21 protein-coding genes are annotated in these 23,240 nt (G+C 64.9%); 3 read left to right on the forward strand and 18 right to left on the reverse strand.

The window, feature by feature from the left end:
* Positions 1 to 35: 35 nt before the first annotated feature.
* The 5 genes from flgF to flgB all read right to left on the reverse strand — a co-directional run bounded on the left by flgF (position 36) and on the right by flgB (position 4,111).
* On the reverse strand, positions 36 to 794 hold the full coding sequence (gene flgF, locus G3N95_RS07520; protein WP_205969381.1) for a flagellar basal-body rod protein FlgF: 759 nt from the start codon (positions 792 to 794) through the stop codon (positions 36 to 38).
* Positions 795 to 816: 22 nt separating this feature from the next.
* Complete coding sequence (locus G3N95_RS07525) at positions 817 to 2,322, reverse strand: flagellar hook protein FlgE (RefSeq protein WP_205969382.1); 1,506 nt, start codon at positions 2,320 to 2,322, stop codon at positions 817 to 819.
* A 33-nt stretch (positions 2,323 to 2,355) separates the two neighbouring features.
* Positions 2,356 to 3,075, reverse strand: a complete 720-nt coding sequence (locus tag G3N95_RS07530; protein WP_205969383.1) for a flagellar hook assembly protein FlgD — start codon at positions 3,073 to 3,075, stop codon at positions 2,356 to 2,358.
* A gap of 11 nt (positions 3,076 to 3,086) precedes the next feature.
* Positions 3,087 to 3,512 (reverse strand): flagellar basal body rod protein FlgC, encoded by a 426-nt coding sequence (flgC, locus tag G3N95_RS07535; protein WP_012402298.1) that lies wholly within the window; start codon positions 3,510 to 3,512, stop codon positions 3,087 to 3,089.
* A gap of 107 nt (positions 3,513 to 3,619) precedes the next feature.
* Positions 3,620 to 4,111, reverse strand: a complete 492-nt coding sequence (gene flgB, locus G3N95_RS07540) for a flagellar basal body rod protein FlgB (protein WP_205969384.1) — start codon at positions 4,109 to 4,111, stop codon at positions 3,620 to 3,622.
* A 240-nt stretch (positions 4,112 to 4,351) separates the two neighbouring features.
* On the opposite strand from flgB, the gene flgA reads away from it, so the two are divergent.
* From flgA to G3N95_RS07555, 3 genes are all read left to right on the forward strand, one after another.
* Complete coding sequence (gene flgA, locus G3N95_RS07545) at positions 4,352 to 5,617, forward strand: flagellar basal body P-ring formation chaperone FlgA (protein ID WP_205969385.1); 1,266 nt, start codon at positions 4,352 to 4,354, stop codon at positions 5,615 to 5,617.
* A gap of 105 nt (positions 5,618 to 5,722) precedes the next feature.
* Complete coding sequence (flgM, locus tag G3N95_RS07550) at positions 5,723 to 6,064, forward strand: flagellar biosynthesis anti-sigma factor FlgM (RefSeq protein ID WP_205969386.1); 342 nt, start codon at positions 5,723 to 5,725, stop codon at positions 6,062 to 6,064.
* A 97-nt stretch (positions 6,065 to 6,161) separates the two neighbouring features.
* A complete protein-coding gene (locus tag G3N95_RS07555; RefSeq protein WP_205969387.1) occupies positions 6,162 to 6,608 on the forward strand; it encodes a flagellar protein FlgN in 447 nt (148 codons plus the stop codon).
* A 934-nt stretch (positions 6,609 to 7,542) separates the two neighbouring features.
* Here the strand turns inward: G3N95_RS07555 and G3N95_RS07560 are convergent.
* From G3N95_RS07560 to G3N95_RS07620, 13 genes are all read right to left on the reverse strand, one after another.
* Positions 7,543 to 8,277, reverse strand: a complete 735-nt coding sequence (locus G3N95_RS07560; protein WP_201648894.1) for an RNA polymerase sigma factor FliA — start codon at positions 8,275 to 8,277, stop codon at positions 7,543 to 7,545.
* Positions 8,278 to 8,299: 22 nt separating this feature from the next.
* Positions 8,300 to 9,169 (reverse strand): AAA family ATPase, encoded by an 870-nt coding sequence (locus tag G3N95_RS07565; RefSeq protein ID WP_205969388.1) that lies wholly within the window; start codon positions 9,167 to 9,169, stop codon positions 8,300 to 8,302.
* Positions 9,162 to 11,051: a flagellar biosynthesis protein FlhF gene (gene flhF / locus G3N95_RS07570; protein WP_205969389.1), complete on the reverse strand. Its 1,890-nt coding sequence runs from the start codon at positions 11,049 to 11,051 to the stop codon at positions 9,162 to 9,164. The genes G3N95_RS07565 and flhF overlap by 8 nt, the downstream gene beginning before the upstream one ends.
* Positions 11,052 to 11,384: 333 nt before the next feature.
* Positions 11,385 to 13,487, reverse strand: coding sequence for a flagellar biosynthesis protein FlhA (gene flhA, locus G3N95_RS07575; RefSeq protein ID WP_205969390.1), 2,103 nt, complete (start codon positions 13,485 to 13,487; stop codon positions 11,385 to 11,387).
* Positions 13,484 to 14,692 (reverse strand): flagellar biosynthesis protein FlhB, encoded by a 1,209-nt coding sequence (flhB, locus tag G3N95_RS07580; protein ID WP_205969618.1) that lies wholly within the window; start codon positions 14,690 to 14,692, stop codon positions 13,484 to 13,486. The genes flhA and flhB overlap by 4 nt, the downstream gene beginning before the upstream one ends.
* A gap of 201 nt (positions 14,693 to 14,893) precedes the next feature.
* Complete coding sequence (locus G3N95_RS07585; protein ID WP_205969391.1) at positions 14,894 to 16,162, reverse strand: DUF3443 domain-containing protein; 1,269 nt, start codon at positions 16,160 to 16,162, stop codon at positions 14,894 to 14,896.
* Positions 16,163 to 16,178: 16 nt separating this feature from the next.
* On the reverse strand, positions 16,179 to 16,745 hold the full coding sequence (locus G3N95_RS07590; RefSeq protein WP_205969392.1) for a DUF2844 domain-containing protein: 567 nt from the start codon (positions 16,743 to 16,745) through the stop codon (positions 16,179 to 16,181).
* Between the two features lie 352 nt (positions 16,746 to 17,097).
* The gene (gene cheZ, locus G3N95_RS07595; RefSeq protein ID WP_205969393.1) at positions 17,098 to 17,817 is read right to left on the reverse strand and encodes a protein phosphatase CheZ; all 720 of its coding nucleotides are present in this window, start codon (positions 17,815 to 17,817) and stop codon (positions 17,098 to 17,100) included.
* A gap of 1 nt (position 17,818) precedes the next feature.
* Positions 17,819 to 18,214 (reverse strand): chemotaxis response regulator CheY, encoded by a 396-nt coding sequence (gene cheY / locus G3N95_RS07600; protein WP_205969394.1) that lies wholly within the window; start codon positions 18,212 to 18,214, stop codon positions 17,819 to 17,821.
* Positions 18,215 to 18,287: 73 nt separating this feature from the next.
* Complete coding sequence (locus G3N95_RS07605) at positions 18,288 to 19,388, reverse strand: chemotaxis response regulator protein-glutamate methylesterase (protein ID WP_205969395.1); 1,101 nt, start codon at positions 19,386 to 19,388, stop codon at positions 18,288 to 18,290.
* A gap of 5 nt (positions 19,389 to 19,393) precedes the next feature.
* On the reverse strand, positions 19,394 to 20,191 hold the full coding sequence (cheD, locus tag G3N95_RS07610) for a chemoreceptor glutamine deamidase CheD (protein WP_205969396.1): 798 nt from the start codon (positions 20,189 to 20,191) through the stop codon (positions 19,394 to 19,396).
* Complete coding sequence (locus tag G3N95_RS07615) at positions 20,188 to 21,129, reverse strand: CheR family methyltransferase (RefSeq protein WP_205969397.1); 942 nt, start codon at positions 21,127 to 21,129, stop codon at positions 20,188 to 20,190. The genes cheD and G3N95_RS07615 overlap by 4 nt, the downstream gene beginning before the upstream one ends.
* 294 nt (positions 21,130 to 21,423) lie before the next feature.
* Entirely contained in the window at positions 21,424 to 23,223 is a 1,800-nt protein-coding gene (locus G3N95_RS07620; RefSeq protein ID WP_205969398.1) for a methyl-accepting chemotaxis protein, read from the reverse strand.
* Positions 23,224 to 23,240: the final 17 nt, after the last annotated feature.

Raw genomic sequence — 23,240 nt, forward strand, 5'->3', positions numbered from 1 at the left:
GCAGCGTGGCGCGTTCCGTTAAATCTGCGTCGGGATTAGCTGAAGTTCAGCAGCTTGTTGGCCGACTGTTCGTTCTGGTCGGCGGACTCGATCATCTTGGTCTGCATCTGGAACTGACGGGCGTTGGTGATCATCGAGACCATCGCCGACACCGGGTTCACGTTGCTGCCTTCGAGGGCGCCAGCCGCGACGACCACACCGGGGTCGGCGTCGGCGGGATTGCCGTCGCTCGTGTGAAAGAGGCCGTCATTGCCGCGCGTGAGCGCGCCAGGGGCGGGATTCACCAGCTTCAGCTGATCGACGAGCGCGATCGTCGTGGCGGGATCGCCCGGCATCAGCGCCGATACCGTGCCGTCCTTGCCGATCGTCACCTGCGCGCCGGGCGGCACGGCCACCGGGCCGCCGCCGCCGACCACGGGCATGTTGCTGGCCGTCACGAGCTGGCCGTTTTCGTCGACGTGCAGGTTGCCTGCACGCGTGTACGCTTCCTGGCCGTCGGGCGTCAGGACGGACAACCAGCCCGGACCCTGGATCGCGACGTCGAGCGGATTGCCCGTCTGCTGGAGCGGGCCGGGCGTGTAGTCCGCGCCCGGCGTGGACGACAGCACGAAAGTGCGGGTGGTGTCGTCCTGAATCGTGCTGCCGTCGCCGAACGCCATCGGCACGGCGCGGAACGTCGCGAGCTGGGCCTTGAAACCCGTGGTCGAGGTGTTCGCGAGGTTGTTCGCGACCACGGCCTGCTGTTCGAGCGCCTGGGTCGCGCCCGACATCGCGGTGTATATGAGCCGGTCCATGATGGTGTCGGTACGTCAGCGATTACAGGTTGATGAGCGTCTGGTCGACGGTCTGCTGGGTCTTGATCGTCTGCGCGTTCGCCTGGTAATTGCGTTGCGCGGTGATCAGGTTCACCAGCTCGCTCGTCAGGTCGACGTTCGAGTTTTCCGTCGCGCCGCCTTGCAGCGAGCCGTGGTTCGTCGAGCCCGGCGCGGCGACCACTGCAACGCCCGAAGCAGCCGTTGCCTGGAACTGGTTGTTGCCGAGGTTGATCAGGCCGTTCTGGTTCGCGAACGTTGCGAGTGCGACCTGGCCGAGTGCAGCCGTCTGGCCGTTCGAGTAATTGCCGGTGATCGTGCCGTCCGTGCCGACCGTGAAGTTGGTCAGCTGGCCGGCTGCGAAGCCGTCTTGCGTCAGCGAGTTCGTGCCGTCCTTGCTGCCGAACTGCGTCGTGCCGCCGATCTTCAGCGTCAGGCTCTGCGGCGTCGCCGAGCCGTCCGAGTTCGGGATCGAGAAGTTGAACGCGAACAGCGTCGAGGTCGGGTTGCCCGACGAGTCGAGCGTGCTGACCAGATTGCCCGACGTGTCGAACTTCGCGGTGCCGACCTTCGTCGTCGACACGTTGCCGTCCTTGCCCGCGTAGACATCCCACGAACCGGCCGAGGTCTTCACGAAGTACATATCGACCTGTTGTTCGCCGCCCAGCGAGTCGTACACGGGCACCGAGGTCGAGTAGCTGTACGTCGCGCTGTTGGTCGGGTCGAAGGCCAGCGCCGTCGGCGAGACCGTCAGCGAGTCGCCCGTTGCCGGCGTGCCCGCCAGCGTGATCGTCTCGCCGTTGCCGAGCTTGATCGGCGAGTTGGCGGAGTACGTGCCCGTGGTGCTCGTGCCGTCGCTCGACGTGACCGTGTAGGCCGTCGCGCTCGAGAACGTGATCGTGTACGTGTTCGCGTTCGTGCCTTGCGTCGCGTCCGTGATCGACACGCCGTTGTTCGTCAGGCTGCCCGTGCTGGTCGTGAAGTTCACAGCGGGCGTGCCCAGCTTGAGCGCGTCCTGCGCGTTCAGGTTCAGGCCTGCCGTGATGGTCGTCGTGGCCGTCGGCGGAATGTTCGCCGTCGGCACCTGCAGCGGCACCGTGCCGGCCGTGTTGATGATGCCGTTCGCGTTCGCCGCGTAGCCCATCAGCTTCAGACCGTCGGCGTTCGTGATGTAGCCGTTCTTGTCGAGCTGGAACACGCCGTTGCGGGAGTATGTCAGCGAGCCGTTGTTCGACATCTGGAAAAAGCCGCTGCCGTTGATGGCGACGTGCAGTGCGATGTCGTCCGTCGAGATCGTGCCTTGCGAGAAGTTCTGCTCGACTTGCGACATGCGCGTGCCGATACCGATCTGGTTGTTGACGGCCGTGGCGACCGAGTTCGCGTACATATCGGCGAACTGTGCAGCGCCCTGCTTGAAGCCGACGGTGTTCGCGTTCGCGATGTTGTTGCCGATGACGTCGAGGTCGCTCGATGCGCCTGCCAGTCCGCTCAATCCTTGTTGGTAACCCATGACGGTCTCCGTATCTGGTGATGCTGAATGCGTTTAGATAATGGCGGCGACCGTCGACAGGCCAACCGTTTTGCCGTTCGACAGAACGAGTCCAGGCGTGCCGTCCGTCTGCTTGATGACGCCTTGCACGGTCGCTGCCGACAGCGTGGTGGGCGCGCCCGTGCCGTTTGCCGTCGTGCTTGCAGCCGTGAACGTATAGGTGCCGTCGGGCAGCGCGTTGCCGCTCTTGTCGACGGGCGTCCAGCCGACGGGGATCGTGCCAGCGGACTGCTTGCCGAGGTCGATCGTGTTGACGATCTGGCCTGCCGAGTTCTTGACGGTGACCTGCACGTCCGTCGCGTCGCTGGCGAGCGTGACGCCAAAGCCCGTTGCCTTGCCCGACGACACCGAGAAGCTGTCGCCCGGTGCGAGCACCGTCGAGTTGATCAGGTTCGCGGCCTGCGTCTGCTGGTTGGTCGTCAGTTGCGAAGCAAGCGAGGTCAGCGACGAGTTCAGCTGGCCGATGCCCGTCACCGTGTTGATCTGCGCGAGCTGCGAGGTCATCTGCGAGCTGTCCATCGGGCTCGTCGGATCCTGGTTCTTCATCTGCGCGATGAGCAGTTGCAGAAAGGTGTTCTGCAGGTCGCTGCCCGAGGTCGCGCTCGACGAGCTGCTCGACGAAGACGACGACGCACTGGTCGTGCCGTTCATCGTGTCGAGCAACGTCTGCGAAACGGACGCGCCGTTGTTGCCGATAGTGGTACTGGTAGTCAAGGAGCTTCTCCTCAGGTTCCGATCGTGAGCGTCTTCAGCATCAGCTGTTTCGCGGTGTTGAGCGTTTCGACGTTGGCCTGGTAAGAGCGCGATGCCGAAATCATGTTGACCATTTCCTGCACGGGGTCGACGTTGGGCAACTGGACGTAACCGTTTGCGTCGGCGGCCGGGTTGCCGGGTTCATACGACGTCTTCATCGGCGTCGGATCGTCGATCACACCCGTCACCTGCACGCCGCCGACCTGCTGGCCCGAGCCCGTGCGCGCGCCGCCGATCGGGTTGACGGCGAACACGACCTGCTTCGCCTTGTATGGCTTGCCGTCGGGGCCCGTCGTACTGTCGGCGTTCGCGAGGTTCGACGCGGTCACGTTCAGGCGTTGTGACTGCGCGGACATCGCCGAACCGGCGACGTTGAAAATGTTCATCAGGGATGGCATGGCTTTTCGACCTCTCTTGCCGGTGCACCGGCGTCTAATCCCGTAGCGTTCTGGTTTCTAGCGTTGGTCCAGCGCGCCGCCTTCTCTATGGAGGGCAGCGCAATTCATCAACCGTTCGACGTGATCGCCGACAGCATGGCCTTGATCTGCTGCGACAACACCGTCATGCCCGACTCGAAGTGCAGCGAGTTGTCGGCGAACTGCACGCGCTCGGCGTCCAGATCGACGGTGTTGCCATCCAGCGAAGGCTGCGCCGGAATGCGGTAGGCGACGCGGCCGAAATCGTCGGTCGGGCCGCCCGTCGCGACGAGGCGCGCCTTGCCCGTCATGTGGCCCGGCTCCGTCGAAGTCATCGACATGCCTTGCGACACGCCGGCCGGCTGCGTCATAGCGAGCTGAGAATTGTTCGACGCGCCCGCCGTCGAGCCGCCGCTTTTCTTCAGCGCACCCGCGAGCGACGAAGCGAAGTCGATATCGCGAGCCTTATAGCCCGGCGTATCGGAGTTCGCGATGTTCGACGACAGCAATTCCTGGCGATAGGCGCGCACATCGAGCGCCTGGCGGCCAAAGGCAAATTCGGCATCGAGTTTGTCCAGCATTGGGTTCTCCGTGGAACGGTCCAGGGCCGCCCGTCCGCACCGTCGATCCGCCTTGTTCGGTAAGAAGCGTTTCGACTGCGCCGGCCGGAAGGCCTTTTTGCATGTGACGCATTGTGCGGGCGGGGCGCAAGACTTAATCGGACGAATAGCCGGGAAAGGACGCCTCTATTCACCGTTTGCACGAAGGGCGCGATCTCTAGAATGCGATGCGTACCGATGCATCAATGAAGGAGAACGACCATGCCCTTGCCCGCCACCGCTTCGCGCGAAGCTCGCCGTATGGGCGCGTGCGCTGTCCGGACGCTGTCGGCGATGGCGCTGGTCAGCGCTTGCGCCGCTGCATCCGTTGCGCATGCACAGGAAAGCGGCTCGTCCGGCGGCGGACCGATCGTGATCGCCGGACCCGGCGAGAAGAATCCTGCCGAACTGCAGGCGATGGCCGAACGCATCAATACGCCGTCGCCCGCTGCCGCGCCGCGTGCGAGCGTTCCGGCTGGGCCGTCCGTTGCGCCCGCAACGCTTGCCGCGAATCCGCGCGGCGACGCGGACCGCTTCGCGCAAGCCGCCCGTGCCGATGGTGCGATCGTGATTCCGGGCGCGGACGAAACGCCCGCACAGCGGAGTGCGCCCGTCGCGCCGGCCAATATGAATGCCGCTGCACCGGGCATGATGCGCGTGAGCCTGCAGCCGGCGTCGCGTCAGGTGATGCCTGTGATGGTCGCGCCCGCTCAGGCTGTTGCGCGTCAAACGGCGGGCGTACAGCCGATCGCCGTGAATCCTCCCGCCGGCAATGCCGCCGCGCGCAATGGCGTGGCTGCTGCTCAGGCAGGCACTCAAGCACCGGCGCAGGCAGCGGCTCAACCCGCCGCGCCGACGCCGCCCGGACAACAGGACGGCGAATCGATCCGCCGTGCGGCGCTCACGTATTTGCAGCAGCAGTCGGCGGGTTTGCCGGGCAAGGTCGACATCACCGTCGCAACGGTGTTTCCGCGCGGTCTCGCCGCGTGCACGACGCTCGAGCCGTTCCTGCCGACGGGTGCGCGTGTCTGGGGCCGCACGACGGTCGGCGTGCGCTGCGCCGGCGAGCGTCCGTGGACGCTGTATCTGCAGGCCAAGGTTTCGATTCACGCGACGTACTTCGTCGCCGGGCGCTCGATTGCGCCGGGCGAGCTGCTGTCGGCCTCCGATCTCGTTGCGCGCGACGGCGATCTGACGGTTCTGCCGCAAGCCGTGATCACCGATCCGTCGCAGGTGGTCGGCTCGGTCGCGTTGATGCGCGTGTCGCCGGGTTTGCCGCTGCGACGCGACATGTTGAAGAGCGCCGAGGCGGTGTCGATCGGCCAGAGCGTGAAGGTCGTCGCTCAGGGGCCGGGGTTTGCGATTTCGGCGGAAGGCAGCGCGATGAACAACGCGTCGCCGGGTCAGCCGGTCAAGGTGAAGACGGCGAACGGGCAGATTATCCAGGGCATCGTGAAGGACGCCGGAACGGTCGAAATCCAGCTCTGAAGCGGGATTGCAGTGGTTACAACTTGAAAAATGGGTCGGATCGGTTGAGCTAAAGTTCGATGGGTGAATGCCGTTATTACATTCAAATCGTTCAGGAAGCCGATCGTGAAAGTTGATTCCACTACCCATTCAGGCCTGCAGACGTTGAAAGACGGCCTGCAGCGCACGCAGCAAGGCGACACCGCGACGACGGGCGGTGTCGGCGCGTCGACGTCGACGGCCACGGGCGCGTCGGGTGACGCGAGTGTCAATCTGTCGGGACTGTCGTCGCAACTGCACAGCCTCGCGAGCGCCGGTTCGTCGGACATCGACACGTCGCATGTCGCGTCGATCAAGCAGGCGATCAAGGACGGAACGTTGACGATCGACTCGGGGAAGATCGCTGACGGCGTGCTGGCAACGGCGCGCGACCTGTTGCAGAAGAAGAGCCAGTCGTCCGGTAACTGATGACGCACCGATGAACGGTGCGCTGGGTGCCGGGCGGTATTTGTGACACATCCGGGCTGCGCAAGCCGCAATCCGGTGCCTAGCGAGTTGTTTAGTGATGAAAGACGCCCTGCTTGCCACCGTCATCGACGAATATTCCGCTGTGGAGCTGTTTGCCTCCGTCCTCGCTGCCGAGGAGAGGGCGCTGACCACGGTGCATCCCATCGACACGCTGCCGCCCATCGTCGAAAAGAAGATGGAGTTGGTGGAGAAGCTCTCCGTACTGGAGAAGGTTCGCGACTCGCAGCTTTCGGAGCTTGGTTATCCTGCCGGATGGAAGGGCATGGAGCTGGCCGTCGCCAATGATTCGCGTCTTGCGACGCAGTGGTCGTTGTTGCAGAAGTCCGTCGAGCGGGCCAAGCGGTTCAACACTACCAACGGCGCGTTGATTCGTACTCGCATGGAGTACAACCGCCGGGCTCTGGCCGCCTTGAATGTGGCCGTTGGGCCGGAGCGTGGAGCGTTGTATGGCCCTGACGGGCGGGTTCCTGCTTTTGGGGTTTGAGTCGGAGGGGCTTGGCCCCTTTCTGATTCCCCTGTTCTTCTTTGCTTCTTACCGGACCGGTGCCTTTGGGTGCCGGTTTTGCTTTTTGGGGTTTGGCCTTCGAGGCGCGGGCTGCGCCGTTTGGTTTTTGCTCCGCGCTTTTGCTTTTGCTTTTGCTTTCGCTGGCATCCGCGTTTTGGTGTTGGTCGTTCATGCGTTGCCCCTGTGCGGGGCGGCACCTACTTTTCTTTGCAGCGGCAAAGAAAAGTAGGCAAAAGAAAGCCGCTCACACCGCCAATCCTTCTTCCCGCCTGCGGGCCCCCAACCGGTCCCACACTCCACACGGCAACACTTCGTTTTCCGCCCGTTGCCAACGCCCTGAACACGCGCATCACCTACTTCACACGCCCCCATCACAGGGTGCGCGACCAGACGTCCACGGCCGCCCAGGTGGCAAACTGTGTGTAGGCCATCGCGATCGAAGTGCACCACTCCGGACTGAAAAGCGGGATCGGTGTCGTAGAAGCGCCAACGCATGCAGTGCAACAACCTACACACAGTTTGCCACCTGGGCGGCGCAGACGAGTCGCTGCCGCTGGCTGCGCTACGGGTGACTGGAGCGGGTGATGCGCCCGTTCGAGGCGCTGGCAACGAGCATTGAGTAGCTCGATGCCGTGTGGAGTGCGGGACCCGTTGGGGGCCCGCAGGCAATCACTAGCATTGGCGGGGTTAGCCCGCTTTCTTTGCTTACTTTCTTTGCGGCGGCAAAGAAAGTAAGTGCCGCCCCGCACAGGGGCAACGCATGAACGACCAACACCAAATCGCGGATGCCAGCGCAGCAAAAGCCGCAGATGCCAACAGGAAAACAAGCGCACCAAAAAAGAAAAGAGCCGACCTTAAAAAAGATCAGCTCTCGAAGGAACAACGAAGGCCGCCCGCAGGGCAAAAAACCAGACTAACTAGTCTCAGCCGAAGCCCAAGCCTGCTCGCGCAGCCGAGTCCTCAACCTCGCCACAGCTTGCGAATGCAGCTGACAAACCCGAGACTCGCTCACCTCCATCACAGCCCCAATCTCGCGCAGGTTCAACCCGCGCTCATAGTACAGCGACATCAGCAGCTTCTCCCGCTCCGGCAAGCGGTCAATCGCCTCAACCAGAGCGCCCCGCAGGGATTCATCCAGCAGCGCCGACAGCGGATCCGAATGATCGACGCAATAGCGATCCAGGAACGGCTCGTCGTCCGCCGAACGATCGAAGTCTTCGTAATAGATCAGCTGGCTGCCGTGCAGATCCTGCAGCATCGACTGGTACTCGTCGAGCGGCATCTTCAGATGCTCGGCAATCTCCGTCTCGCTCGCCGAGCGGCCCAGCGACTGCTCAACCTGATGCACGGCACTCTCGACCTCGCGCGACGTGCGGCGCAAGCTACGCGGCAGCCAGTCGTTGCTGCGCAGCTCGTCGAGCATCGCGCCGCGAATACGCTGGCTCGCGTACGTCTCGAACTGCGCGCCCTGGTCTTCCTTGTAACGGCTCGCCGCGTCCAGCAGGCCTATCATGCCCGCCTGAATCAGATCGTCGAGATCGACGCTCGCCGGCATCTTGGCGACGAGCTGCAAACCGAGACGACGCACCAGCGGTGCGTATTTCGTCAAAACGTCGGCTTGCGAAATTTTTCCTTGAGCGTTGTACATCGTGCTCCCCTTTTCCTTGCCTTCAGGCGTGCTGCGCAGACGGTTGATCGGCGAATTGCGCCGCTGTTACGGTCGTCGGCGGCACGCCATGCGTCCGTGACGAAATCGCTGGCCGCATCGGCCAGTACTGCAGTTCGGCTGCGATATGACGGAAATCGCGCGCAGCAGGTGCCGATGGGAAAGCATCGACGACACAACGCGACAACTCCGTGGCTCGCACCATCAAAGGATCGGCTGCAACGCAGCCGGCATCTTCCAGAGACACGGCGAGATAACGTCCCGCCACGCCCGCCAGGTTTTCAAAAGCGGTGTGCGCATCGGCCACGCTCTGCACGTGGTTCACGAGCACACGAAACTGTGCGATCGCATGCGCGAAGTGCAGGCGCTTCATGCACGCATAGGCATCCGTGATCGCCTGCGCCGCGACGCGCGTCACCATCAGCAGGTCGTGCGACTGCATCGCAAGCGCGGACAGCGAGCCTTCGCGATCCACCTGCGCGTCGATCAGCACGACATCGGCCGGGCCGCTCAGCACCACGCCCATCTGCTCCCGCGTGCAGCTCTCGCGATTGCCGCGCGATGCAGCGAGCACCGCGAAGCCCAGCGCATGACGGCCGGCTGCCTGGTCGAGCGTCATCTCGCCGCGCATCACCGCGGAGAAATTGCCAGCGCCGCGCACGCCGCCCAGCATCGCGCTCACTGAACGCTCGCCGAGACACTCGTCGATCACCAGCACGTCCTTGCCCTGCTCCGCGAGCGCGGCGGCGAGATTCACCACCGTCGTCGTCACGCCCACGCCGTGCGAACCGCCAGCGACGGCCACGATCCGCGAGCCTGAACGCGCGAGCAGACGCCTCAGTCCTTCTGCCTGGTCCAGCACGAATTTATCCAAAGCGAACCTCGTGCAGATCGGCGGTCGAACGGGCCGACAGGGCCGACAGCAGTGCCGGCACGTCTTCGTCCTGCGGGACGAACGGCGAGTTGTCGCGCGGAATGCAGAAGGCGCTCTTGATTAAGAATTTCTTCGTCGCGACGTACAGGTTCTCCGGCACCTTCTGTCCCGTCGATACGTAATGCACGGGCAGCTTGTAGCGGATCACCGTGTCGAGCACGCTGCCCAGATTGGTCGCTTCGTCGAGCTTGGTCAGGATGCAGCCGGCGAGCGGCTGCTGGTCAGGCGCGTTCTGATAGGCCTGCACGACTTCGTTCAGCGTGTCGCCGTGGCTCGTCGCGTTCAGCAGCAGCAGGCGCTGCACGGGCTGACCGGCGCGGCACAGCATCGAGATCTGGTCGGACACCAGACGGTCGCGCTGGCTCATGCCGATCGTGTCGATCAGCACGATGTGTTTGTTGCGCAGCTCGGAGAGCGCGAGCGTCAGGTCGGCGCTGTCCTTCACCGCATGCACCGACACGCCGAGGATCTTGCCGAAGATACGCAGTTGCTCATGACCGCCGATCCGGTAGCTGTCGGTGGTGAGCAGCGCGACCTTGCTCGCGCCGAAGCGCATCACGCAGCGCGCTGCGAGCTTGGCCGTGGTCGTCGTCTTGCCGACGCCCGTCGGGCCCATCAGCGCGAACACACCGCCGCGCTCCATCAGCGCGTCTTCGTTCTCCATCACGGGCACGTTCGATTCGAGCACCGTTCGCACCCACTCCATGCCTTCGTCCAGGCCGTCGACTTCCGGCAGGTTGTCGATCACCATCTTCACGAGTTGCGCCGAGAAGCCGGCGGCGAACAGATGTTTGGTCAGTGCAGCATGCGTCGGGCTGCGACGCTGACGGTCGGCCCACAGCAGACCCGCGAACTGCTCTTCCATCATGCCGCGCATCGCGCCCAGTTCGTGCATCACGGTCTCGTTGACCATCTGCTCGATGCGCGACTGGATCGATTCGGTCAGCGCGGCGGCAACCTTCGGCGTGATGTCGCCGGCTGCGCCCTTGCGCGCGTCGCGTGCCGTGTTGATGTCGCTCGCACCTTCCGCCACCGTCGGCGTGACGTGGCCCTTCTGCGCGGCGCGGCGTGCGGCAAGTTGCGCCGCTTCGCGTGCCCAATCGGGCTTCGCTTCTTCGTTCACTGCATCGACGGGCGTGCCCAGGCCGCGCGCGACAGCGGCGGCAGGCGTCATCGTCGGATTGGCTGCCGGCACCACGTCCTTGGCCGCGATGCGGCGCGCGTGATCGATCAGCCACGGATTCGTTTCGGCCATCGTGCGCTGGCGAGCCGGCGCTTCAGGCATCGCAGGCGCTGCCGGTTTCGCGGCGGCACCGGGCGCTGCGGGGAGTTCGCTGCGTGCTTCCGCGCGCAGTTCGACGCGGACGTCGTCGCTTGCGCGCGATGCATTCGCGGCGGGTGCCTCGGCCGCTGCGCTCGCGGTCGCTGCCGGCTGCGGCTCGGCCTTCTCTTCGCTCGCGGCGGGCATACGCTCGGTGCCCGCTTCGGGGCTTGCGCCGAACACCGACGAGAACACGTCGGGCATACCGCTCGCATACGGATTGACGGGCATCGACGGCAGCGTCGGCGAGGTGGTCGGCGCCATCAGTGCGCGCGTACCGCCTGCTGCCGCGTTCGTGCCTGCGTTCAGGTTGCCGGATGCGGTGCCTTCCTGGCCGCGCGGCGCAATCGCGCTCAGATCGCGGTCGGCAACGGCGACGATCTCGACCGTGCCGTCTTCGTTGGTGCGATTCGACAACACGACTGCATCGGAGCCCAATGCCTCACGGACGAGACGCAGCGCGTCACGACTCGTTGCACCGACAAATTTGCGAATGTTCAAGCTGATTCTCCGATGAGCTACGCGGACCGGCGACATACCGTTTCCCGATGAGATGAATTATTGCGAAAGATGACCAGCCACCATCGGGCAATAAAGACGGTGAAACGCTGGCAATTCAGGCATTCGGTGCACGTGCAACGGCCCGAAAGCTCGGGAATTTTGACCGGCGGACCGCGCACAGCCACGCCGCGCAATGGGCTCGGCCTTGTGCATCGAGACGCCGTGCGCGCCAATGAAAAAGGCCGGCCGCGAGATGCGAACCGGCCTTCGAGAGAAGACACGCGGTGGAACGGACAGGCTGGGAAAGGTCGAGTAAGCGTCGCCCGTGGTCGCCTAGCCGTGCGCGCCGATCACGTTCACCACCCGCACATGGCGCGTGTCGGGCACTTCCGCATACGACAGCACCTTGAGCTGCGGCAGGCTGCGCCGCAGGAAGCGCGCAAGCATCGCACGCAGCGAATGCTGGACCAGCATCACCGGCGTGAGGCCGAGGTTCTGCTGGCGCATCATGGCCTTTTGCGTCTCCATCAGCAGCGTATTCGCGAGGCCCGGTTCGAGGCCAGGATTCGAGCCCGTCGCGAGCGCCTGGGTGAGCAGCCGCTCCAGATTCGAGTCGAGGCCCATCACCTGGATGTCGCCGTTGCCGGGGAACCACTGCTGCGTGATCGCGCGGCCGAGCGCGAGGCGCACCACGGCCGTCAGATCGTGCGAATCGGTGATCTTCGAGCCGTGCTCGGACAGCGCTTCGAGAATCGTGCGCATGTCGCGGATCGGCACGCCTTCCTCGAGCAGGTTCTGCAGCACCTTCTGCAGCGTGGCGACGGGCAGCATCTTCGGCACGACATCGTCGACGAGCGGCGCGGCGTCCTTCTGCATCCGCTCGATCAGCGCCTGCACTTCCTGACGGCCGAGCAGTTCCGCCGCATGCGTGACGACGAGGTGATTCAGGTGAGTCGCGACGACCGTGCTCGAATCGACCACCGTGTAGCCGTACACCTGCGCCTGTTCGCGCAGATTCGTATCGATCCAGATCGCGGGCAGCCCGAACGCCGGGTCCGTGGTCGGCGTGCCCGGCAGTGCCGCCGTGACCTGGCCTGGGTTGATCGCGAGCCACTGGCCCGGATACGCCTCGCCGACGCCCACTTCGACGCCCTTGAGCGCGATCCGGTAACCGTTCGGCCGCAATTCGAGGTTGTCGCGGATATGAATGACGGGCGGCAGGAAGCCGATTTCCTGCGCGAACTTCTTGCGGATGTTCTTGATGCGCTTGAGCAGTTCGCCGTCCGAGTTCTTGTCGACGAGCGGGATCAGGCGATAGCCGACTTCGAGGCCGAGCGCGTCGATCATCGTCACGTCGTCCCAGCTGGCTTCCGCGGCTTCCGACGGCGCGAGCGCCTGCGGTGCGACTTCGGCGAGCGCCGTCGAGGTCTTGCTCTGCGCAGCGCGCTTTTTCATCGTGCGGGCGAGCTGGATCGCGCCGCCGCCCAGCAGCAGAAACGCGAAGTGCGGCATGCCCGGAATCAGGCCCATCAGCACGAGAATCGAGCCCGTGATCATCAGCACGCGCGGGTTCGTGAAGAGCTGACCCGTCAGCTGCGTGCCGATGTCTTCGTCGGTGGCGACGCGCGACACGATCACACCCGCCGCCGTCGAAATCACGAGCGACGGAATCTGCGCGACAAGGCCGTCACCGATGGTCAGCAGCGTGTAGGTCTTGCCGGCGTCGGCGAAGTCCATGCCGTGCTGCACGACACCGACGATCAGACCGCCGATGATGTTGATCACCATGATCAGCAGACCCGCGATCGCATCGCCGCGCACGAACTTGCTCGCACCGTCCATCGAACCGTAGAACTCGGCTTCCTGCGAGACTTCCATGCGGCGCTTGCGGGCCTGATCTTCGTTGATCATGCCGGCGTTGAGGTCGGCGTCGATCGACATCTGCTTGCCGGGCATCGCGTCCAGCGTGAAGCGCGCCGACACTTCCGCGATACGTCCCGCGCCCTTCGTGATCACCATGAAGTTGATCACCATCAGGATCACGAACACGACGATACCGACCGCGAAGTTGCCGCCCACGAGGAAGTGGCCGAACGCCTCGATCACCGCACCCGCCGCGCCCGGACCCGTGTGGCCTTCGAGCAGCACGATACGGGTCGACGCGACGTTCAGCGACAGCCGCAGCAGCGTCGAAAACAGCAGCACGCTCGGGAAGGCCGCGAAGTCGAGCGGCTTCATCGTGTACATGCTGACGAGCAGCACCATCACCGACAGCGCGATATTGAAGGTGAACAGCAGATCCAGCAGGAACGGCGGCAACGGCAGGATCATCATGCCGAGGATCATGCAGATCAGAAGCGGGCCCGCCAGTGCCCGCAGATTGGTGCCGTTCAGCGCGTCCGGCCGTCGTGAAAGGAAACCCGCGCGGGCGTTCATGCTGATACTCCATTACTTTGATTGTCGCCGCCGAGTGCGTCGGCAGCTTCCTGGCCGGCGTCGTCATCCGACACGCCGCCCTTGTCCAGCTCCGGCGGAACGTCGAGTTCCGTCGGCGCGACAGGCGCAACCCCGCCGTCTTCCTTGAAGCGGCGCAGTTGATAAACCCAGGCGAGCACTTCCGCGACGGCGCCGTACAGCGCGCCCGGAATCTCGCGATTCAGTTCGACGTTGTGATACAGCGCACGCGCAAGCGGCGGCGCTTCGAGCAACGGCACGTTGTTCTCGACGGCCAGTTCGCGGATGCGCGCGGCCACGAGGTTCACGCCCTTCGCGACCACCTTCGGCGCGCCCATTTCGCCGTCCGTGTATTGCAGCGCGACCGCGAAGTGCGTCGGGTTCGTCACGACGACGTCGGCCTTCGGCACGTTCGCCATCATCCGGCGCCGCGCCATCGCCCGTTGCTGCGAGCGGATGCGTGCCTTGACGTGCGGATCGCCCTCGCTTTCGCGATGCTCGCGCTTCACTTCTTCCTTCGTCATGCGCAGCTTCTTGTGGAAGCTCCACAGCTGATACGGCACGTCCAGCGCCGCGAGCAGGAACATGCCCGCGACCGTCATCGCGCAGCACACGGCGATCAGATGCCCCGCGTTCGACAGCGCGACGTGCAGCGGCTGCGTGGCAAGCGCGAGGATGTCTTCGCGGCGATGCCAGATCGCCAGCCCGCCGATCAGCCCGACCACGACGATCTTCGCCAGCGACATGCCGAGCTGGATCCAACCGTTGATCGAAAAGATGCGGCCGAGACCGCTGACAGGGTTCAGACGCTCGAAATTCGGCGCCAGCGATTTGGTCGACAGCAGCCAGCCGCCCATCGCCATCGGCGCAAGCAGCGCGGCGAGGCCCAGCAGCGCGAGCAGCGGCATCAGCATGTAGGCGCCTTCGCGCGTGGCCGCGCCCGCGCTGATGAAGGCCCGCTTCGGGTCGAATACCGTTTCGTGATTGAAGGTGAAGGCGGTGCGCAGCATCGTCTGCACATGCTCGCCGATCATGCCCGACATGCCCCACGCGCCGAGGAATCCGGCCGCGACGAGGGCGAACGTCGCCAGTTCGCGCGAGCGCGCAACCTGCCCCTCCTCGCGCGCCTTTTCCAGGCGCCGGGGGGTGGCTGATTCGGTTTTTTCGAGGTCGCTATCCTCTGCCAACGCGCTCTCCAGCTGGAAGGGCAACATGCCCTTTTTCAGTGAGAGCGATTATTCCTGCAGACGTCGAGCGGCGATTGACGGATAAGGGCGGGGAAACGGGGGTATTTCAAGCGATGGGCGAGGCAACGGCGCGGCCCGAGCGGCAGGCGGACCACGCATGGTAAGACGGCGGCCCGCTATACGGCGGGCCGCCTTGCTCGCTCAGAACGCGACGAACGGCCCCGAGCCGCCTGTCGCGCTCTTGTCCATCCCGTAGTAGACGTACCGGCCGTAGAAGAACGGCAAGCCGAGATCCGTCCCCGTCAGCGAGCTGACCTGCCCGCCGAGGTCGTTGAATGCATAGTTGCTCGCGTTGCTGAGCAGCGTCTGCGCGTTCGCGATGTTGATCGTCGCCGTGCCCTTCGCACCGTTCGCGCCCAGCAGATTCACCGTACGCTGCACCGTCGAAGTGGGGCAATAGAAGTCCGACAGATTGCCGCCGCACAACGGAATCGTGCTGTTCTGGAAGAAGTAGCCGTTCGAGCCGGAATCGAGAAACACCGTGTTCGACTGGCCACGAGCGGGGAAATCGCCGGACGCGTCGGTGGTGTAGGTCGTGCCCGCCGCATTGGCGTTGTTCGACTGCGTGCCGATGCCGAACACGACCGTTCCTGTCGCCGACGCCGCGCCGTTCGCCGAAATGGGGGCCATCTGCACGATCACGCCGTTGTTGTCGGTCGCGAAGTTCGGGATCGGGTTGGCCACCTGTTTGGACGTTTCTGCCAGCGTCCGCGTGCAGTTCGTGCCGTTCGGGCATGCGTAGTAATTGCTGAACTGCGCGACGTTCGCCTGCACCGAGCACGCCGAGCCGCAATCCACGGGCGCCACGCCGAGCCCGAGAATGCCGTTCGCGCCGAGTGCATCGGCCGTGCTTTCGTTCGAGCCGTTGACGCAGCCGCTCGAAGGAACGGTCGAGTCGGCCAGATCGCCGATCACCTGGATCGGGATGTTGGTCGCCGTTTCGCCACTGATCTTCACGGTCGCGAGACGGGTCGTCCCCCATGTGAAGCCGTCAGCGAAGTGCGTGCATTCGGCGAGCTGACCGCCCGCCGTCGCCTGCTGGACGGAAAGTCCCAGCGCCGCCACCGCACTGCTATTGACGATGCGCAGGCCGTACGAGCCGGTATCGAGCAATACGTTGTCGATGGTCGTGCAATTCGATGTGTTCGGCACGCAAACCGTCACGCTGACGGTCGGTATGTTGATGATGCCCTTCACGCCACGACCGACGGTCACGGCCACCGTGTTGGCCGCGTTCGCGGCGATCGGCTGCTGATTGGGCCCGGTGTTGCTGTTGTTCGACGATGAAGACGACGAATCCCCGCCTCCGCCGCCGCAGCCCGCGACGAACGCCGTCATCGCGATCACGGACACGGCGAACACGGCCTTCACGACACGGACACCTGCTCCGAGCTTGAACGCAAATTGCATAATGGGTCTCCCGTCGTCACTTGATGTCGGTGGCGCTCACGCCCGAAGGCAGCGCCTGCGGCAGATAGGCCTGGCCGGAGAATGCGCCCATATGGCCGCCCGAATGCACGACGAGCCCGCTGTCCTGCACGATGCCGGGACCGTGGCCGCCGCCGCGCAACTGGCGCGCGTTCGTCACGCCCGCGACGTACTGCGGGAAATAGCTGCCGAGCAGGTCGGACAGGTCGGGTAGCTGCGGCCCGCTCCAAGCGAGACCGAACACGCTGCCCGCCGACGAGACGTACTCGCGGATCACTGTGCCGTTGCCGAGCGTCGTCTCGCGCACGGTGTACGACGCCGACGTGGCAGACGAACTGGAGGACGCCGTGGCGCCGGAACTCGCCGACGATGCGCTGCGCATCGTGGCGACGCCATTCGACGTCGGGCCGGACACGGAACGCGTGGTGGCGCTCGCCCCGGCGGGCGGCGTCATCGGGTTGCCGCCTAGCGCGGCGCTGGCGGACAGCGGAACGAACAGGACAGACAGAGAACAGCAGAATCCGAGCGCTGAAGCAACGACAGCACGGCTCGAGCGGATCGACATGGTTATGCACCTCCCCCAATCGACAGCGAACGGTACCCGCAATTCGCGGGCCCGGCTTGTTGGTTCAGGAGCAAACGGCCCGGCGCGCGACGCCCGCGCATGCGATGCAGCGCCGTTGCGGCCCGCGAACCGTCCTCCCTGGCCGTAGTATGCCAGCGGATGACGGCCGTGATCCGTTACTAATTGTGCGATGGAGCACCCGCCGATGCAGCTTGCATCGGCGAGTCAGGTGTCCGGGCGGGATGACGCGCGAAGCGTCAAAGGGGAAGAGGACGCGCGCATGGACAGCGCGCGCTGCGGGCGGCGGGGCGGCAGGCCCGCGCCGCCTCGGGGGACAACGCGATGCGCCGTCTCAGAAGCCGAGGCTCGCGAGCAGATCGTCGACCTGCCCCTGATCCTGGACCACATCCGTCTTGCCTTCCGGATTGATCTGCGGGCCGTTCAACAGGCTCTGCGGGCTGCCCGTCGGCGACAGCGGCTCGTGCTGGGCTTCCGCGACGAGCTGCTGTGCCGTCGCGGCGAACTGTTCGCGCCGCTCAGCCGCGATGTTGTCGATCAGCACGCCGAGGAGCTGCTGCTCGATCAGATACACGACGTCCGTGATCTTCTTGATGACCTGGCCCGTCAGATCCTGAAAGTCCTGCGCCATCATGATCTCGAGCATCTGCGAATTGGTCGCCGTCGTGACTTCCGGCACGCCGCGCAGGAAGGTGCGCGTGTCGCTCATCAGCGCGCGCACTTCCTCGCGCTCGATGGGTGCCGAATACCACTGCTCCCAGCGCGCGTCCAGCTCGGCCGCGTCCTTCTGCAACTGCTCCTGCATCGGCTTCGCGACCTCGATCGCCGACAGCACGCGCTCGGCGGCCTGCTCGGTCATCGTCGCGATGTACTTCAGACGGTCGCGGGCATCCGGCACCGCTTCCGCCGCGCGCTCGACATGCTTGTCGATGCCCAGCTCGCGCATCGAGTCGCGCAGCGTGCGCGTCAGCTGTCCGATGCGGGCGAGGATGCGGTCGGTCGCGAGGTCGGTGCCGTCTTCCCGTGCGCCTTGCTCGTTGATCGGTGGGTTCACATCAGCTCCCCGTTTTTGCCATCTTCTCGAGAATCTTGTTGAGCTTCTCGTCGAGCGTCGCGGCCGTGAACGGCTTCACGACGTAGCCGCTTGCGCCGGCCTGAGCCGCCGCAATGATGTTTTCCTTCTTCGATTCCGCCGTCACCATCAGCACGGGCAGATGCGTGAGCGACGCGTCCGCGCGGATTTCCTTCAGCATCGCGAGGCCGTCGAGGTTCGGCATGTTCCAGTCCGAAATCACGAACTCGTAGTTGCCGCCACGCAGACGCGCAAGACCGGCTGCGCCGTCTTCCGCCTCGTCGACGTTCGAGTAGCCCAGTTCCTTCAACAGGTTGCGGACGATCCGGCGCATCGTCGGAAAATCGTCCACAACCAGAATCTTCATTCCCTTATCCATTTCCTGTTCCTTTTTCCCCAATCCAGATGTGCGGTGGTCTTCGGCTTATCTCAGATTTGCGCCGAGGCCCGCATCATACGCGCTGAACGCGATCACCCATTGTCGCCAGACGTGTCATCACGCGCCGGCTCATCTCCGACAGCGACGCGATTTCGTCCGCTGCCCCCATCGCGATCGCCTCGCGCGGCATGCCGAACACGATACAGCTCGCTTCGTCCTGCGCGAGCGTGTACGCGCCTGCTTTCCTCATGTCCAGCAAACCCGCTGCGCCGTCGCGTCCCATGCCCGTGAGAATCACGCCGACGGCGTTCTTCCCCGCATGCTGCGCCGCCGAGCGGAACAACACATCGACAGACGGACGATGCCGGTTGACGGGCGGGTCGTCTGACAGATGCGCAATATAGTTGGCACCGCTACGGGCGAGCAAGAGGTGTGCATGACCGGGCGCGATATACGCATGACCCGGCAACACGCGTTCGCCGTGCTCAGCTTCTTTAACGGTAATCCGACACAAACCATTAAGGCGTGTTGCGAAAGATTTTGTAAATCCGGGCGGCATATGTTGCGCGATGAGCACAGCGGGCGCATCGGGCGGCAGCGGCACCAGCACTTCGCGGATCGCTTCCGTGCCGCCCGTCGACGCGCCGACGATGATCAGCTTTTCCGTCGACACGAGCGGGTTGTTGAAGAGCGGCGCGGGCGCAGCGTGGGCAGGCGCACCCGCGTGCGCGGACGACGCCGGCGCATGCTGCACGGGCGCGGCCTGGCGCACGCGTGCGCGGGCTGCGGCGCGAATCTTGTCGGCGAGCTTTTCCGAGTAGTCGAGCATGCCGTCGCGAATGCCGACCTTCGGCTTCGTGACGAAATCGACGGCGCCCAGTTCGAGCGCGCGCAGCGTGATTTCGGAGCCGCGCTCGGTCAGCGACGACACCATCACGACGGGCATCGGACGCAGACGCATCAGCTTCTCGAGGAAGTCGAGGCCGTCCATGCGCGGCATTTCGACGTCGAGCGTCAGCACGTCCGGGTTGTGCTGCTTGATGAGGTCACGCGCGACGAGCGGGTCCGGCGCGGTGGCGACGACCGTCATGTCAGGCTGACTGTTGATGATTTCCGTCATCAAGCTACGAATCAACGCCGAATCGTCGACGCACAATACTTTGATCTTTTGCACAGCGCTCACGCCTCCTCTACAGTCCTGGCGTTATTTGGTTGAATCGGGCGCGCGGTCGCGCCAAATAGTTCGATACGAGGCTTCGTGCCGGCCGGGCGCGCCGCGCCCGTGCCCGACGCCGCACCGGCACCCGCCGCTCCGCCCGCACCGAACAGTTCGATGCGCGGTTTCGCGGCGGCGGGCGACGAGAACAGCTCGACGCGCGCGCGGGCTTTGGCGAGCCGTTCGGCGCGCTCTTCGGCCGTTTGGCGCGCGAGCGCCTGTTCGCGCTCGGCGACGCCCTCTTCCTGCTGCAGACGCAGTTTCTTCACCATCACCTGACCCGTGCGCGGCATGAACGCGACCTTGCGCGGGTGCTTGCCTTCCAGGTCTTCGGCGACGATGCGAATCTTTTCCAGCGCGAGGTAGCGGCGCACGAACGCCGAGTTGCGATCGCCGATATTCATCGTCGTCATGCCCGCCAGCACAGCCGCGCCGCCGAACACCTTCGCCTCGAAACGCTCGCGGCGGCCGCCCGCCTTGATCAGTTCGTTGATCAGCACTTCCATCGCGTAGGCGCCGTAGCGCATCGAATCGGATGCCGCGTGCGCGACATCGGCGCCGTCGTCCGGCAGCATGAAGTGATTCATGCCGCCGATGCCCGCCGTGCGATCCTGGATGCAGGCCGCCACGCACGAGCCGAGCACCGTGACGAGCACCATGTCGTCGTGCGTCGTGTAGAACTCGTTCGGCAGCAGCTTCACGCCAGGGCGCTTGAAGTGGTTGTCGAAATACAGGTTGGTCGCGATCGGCAGGCCGCTCATGCTGGCACCCCGCTCGTCGCACCGTGGTTCGACGCACGCTGGGCCGTACGGCCGGCGCCCGTGTCGCGCGTCAGTTCATAGACGGTCTGACCGCGCAGACGGAAGCCCTGCGTGACGTAAGTGAAGTTCTCCGAATGCCCGGCGAACAGCAGGCCGCCGGACTTCACCAGCGGCTCGAAGCGCGACAGCACCTGCGCCTGGGTCGGCTTGTCGAAGTAGATCATCACGTTGCGGCAGAAGATCGCGTCGAACTGCGTGTTCAGCCGGTAGTCGCGATCGGTCAGATTCAGCTGTTCGAAGCGGATCATCGCGCGCACTTCCGGGCGCACCTTCACCATGCCCGCGTGCGCGCCCGTGCCCTTCAGAAAGAAGCGCTTGAGCCGCTCCGGCGACAGATGCTTGACCTGATCGAACTGGTACATGCCCGCCTCGCCTTTCGCGAGCACCTGCGTGTCGATGTCCGTCGCGAGCACTGTCGCCTGGCGCGCGGCGTGATCGCCGAGCGCTTCGATCAGCGTCATCGCGATCGAATACGGCTCCTCGCCCGTCGATGCCGCCGAGCACCAGACCGACACAGGCGCCGGCCGCTGCTTGACGAAACCCGCGAGGATCGGAAAGTGATGCGCTTCGCGAAAGAATGCGGTGAGGTTCGTGGTGAGCGCGTTGGTGAAGGCTTCCCACTCGGCGGGGTCGTTGTCCGCTTCGAGCATGTCGAGATACTGGCGGAACGAGTCGAGTCCGCGCGCGCGCAAACGGCGCGCGAGCCGGCTGTACGCCATGTCCCGCTTGTGATCGGACAGCGAAATGCCTGCGCTGCGATGAATCAGTTCACGAATGCGGGCGAAATCCGCCGACGTGAACTCGAAGTCGCGTGCCTGCTCGCCGGTCCTTGCCGGCTCTGCCCGCTCAGGGCGTGATTGCGCGCGCGTTGCCATCATGATGTCTTCCGTGTTCCATAAGGAGCGCCGCACCGCCCGTCGATCCCGCCAATGCCGCTGTTGCTTTCGATACCGCCTGCGATGTTGCATGCGCTGCGGCCTGCTTCACTACCTGCGTTCAACCATGCTGCGCGCGGCGCGATCGAGCCTGCCGCGTGCAGTGTCCTGCTGTGTTCCGTTGCCGGAGCGAACCCAACGCCCGCTGCGCCTGCGCGTTCACGACGCGGCGCGCGAAGACGTCCGTCGCGGGACGAGGTGCCGGGAGTTCGCATGTCCATCCCCATCCACCGTTCGTCAGAACGTTTCCCAGTCTGCGTCCGACGACGCCGCCGCAGCCGCTACCGCTGTCTTGCGCGGCGCGGGTTCGGCAGCCGCCACGGGCGCCTTCTTCGCTGCCGGTTCGACGCGTGCGTGCGCTGCCGCTTCCGTCTTCGCGACGACAGGTTGCGCAGGCGCCGGCTTCGCCGCATGCGCGACGGCTGCCTTCACGCGGCTCTTCGCCGTGTTCGCCGACGGCAACGCCTTCGCGCCGCCTTGCGCACCTGCTACGCGCCATTGCCCGATCACCGTCTGCAGCGAGCGCGTCTGCTCTTCGAGCGACGCGGCAGCCGCAGCAGCCTGTTCGACGAGCGCAGCGTTCTGCTGCGTCACTTCGTCCATCTGCACGACGGCGCGGTTGACCTGCTCGATGCCGCCCGACTGTTCTTCCGATGCCGCGCTGATCTCGCCCATGATGTCCGTCACGCGGCGCACGGCCTGCACGATCTCGTCCATCGTCGTGCCTGCACGGCCGACGAGCGTCGAGCCGCTCTGGACCTTGTCGGCGGAGTCGCCGATCAGTTCCTTGATTTCCTTCGCCGCGCTCGCGCTGCGTTGCGCGAGGCTGCGCACTTCGCCTGCGACGACCGCGAAGCCGCGGCCCTGCTCGCCCGCACGCGCCGCTTCGACGGCCGCGTTCAGCGCGAGGATGTTGGTCTGGAACGCGATGCCTTCGATCACGCTGATGATGTCGACGACCTTGTTCGAGCTGGTCGCGATGTCCTGCATCGTGCTCACCACCTGGCTGACCACTTCGCCGCCGCGTGTCGCGATGTCCGACGCGTTCACGGCAAGCTGGCTCGCCTGGCGCGCGTTGTCGGCGTTCTGCTTCACGGTGCCCGTCAGCTGCTCCATGCTCGACGCCGTTTCCTGCAGCGACGCGGCCTGCTGTTCGGTACGCTGCGACAGGTCCGTGTTGCCCATCGCGATTTCGCGCGCACCCGTGTCGATCGACTCGACGCTCGTGTGCACGGACTTGATCATCGTCTGCAGGCTGTCCTGCATCGCCTTGACGGCCTTGAACAGGCGGCCCATTTCGTTGCTGCCCGTCGCGTTCACCTGCTGCGTCAGGTCGCCCTTCGCGATCTGCTCGAAACACGCAACCGCGTCGTCCAGCGGCTGCACGATCATGCCGCGCAGCGCGAAGCGGATCGCCACGACGAGCACCAAAGCGACTGCGATGACGGCGATGATCGCCGCGCGCAGCACCGACATCTGCGTGTTCGTGCTCTCCAGCTGCTGGTCCGCGTGCGCCTGCAACGCCTTGACGACGGGCGACGCCGCGTTGTCGTAGCTGACGAACATCGGGCTGATCTTCGTGTCGGCGATCGCGTGATAGCCGGACAGATCGCTTGCGCGCAGCGCCGTGAACTCGGGGTTCACGCCGTCGTTGATCAGCGTCGCGCGCTTCGCGACCACGGCGTCGATCAGCGACTGATCGATGCCGTTCTTCGGGGTGTTCAGGAACGCCTGCCAGTTTTCGTTCGATTTGCCGAGCAGTTCGGCCGCGCGGTCGAGCACCTGCTTCGACTGCTCGATCTCGCCCGCCGCCGTCAGTGCGTTGACGCGGTCGAGCGAGACGCGCGAGCGCAGCAGGTACGAAGACGAGTCGTTCAGCGTGCGGATCGCGACCATGTCGCCATGCGCCATGCTGTCCAGCGCGTCGCCCGAGCGGCTCAGCGCGGTGAGCCCGAGCGCCCCGACGATCACCGTCAGCGCAACCAGAATGATCCCCACGACCGTCAACGTCGTCCGGATCGACCATCTGCTCAGCATTGTTCTACTCCCTGATT

Origin of the sequence: Paraburkholderia sp. Tr-20389 (assembly GCF_017104565.1) — a bacterium.
GTDB lineage: Bacteria > Pseudomonadota > Gammaproteobacteria > Burkholderiales > Burkholderiaceae > Paraburkholderia.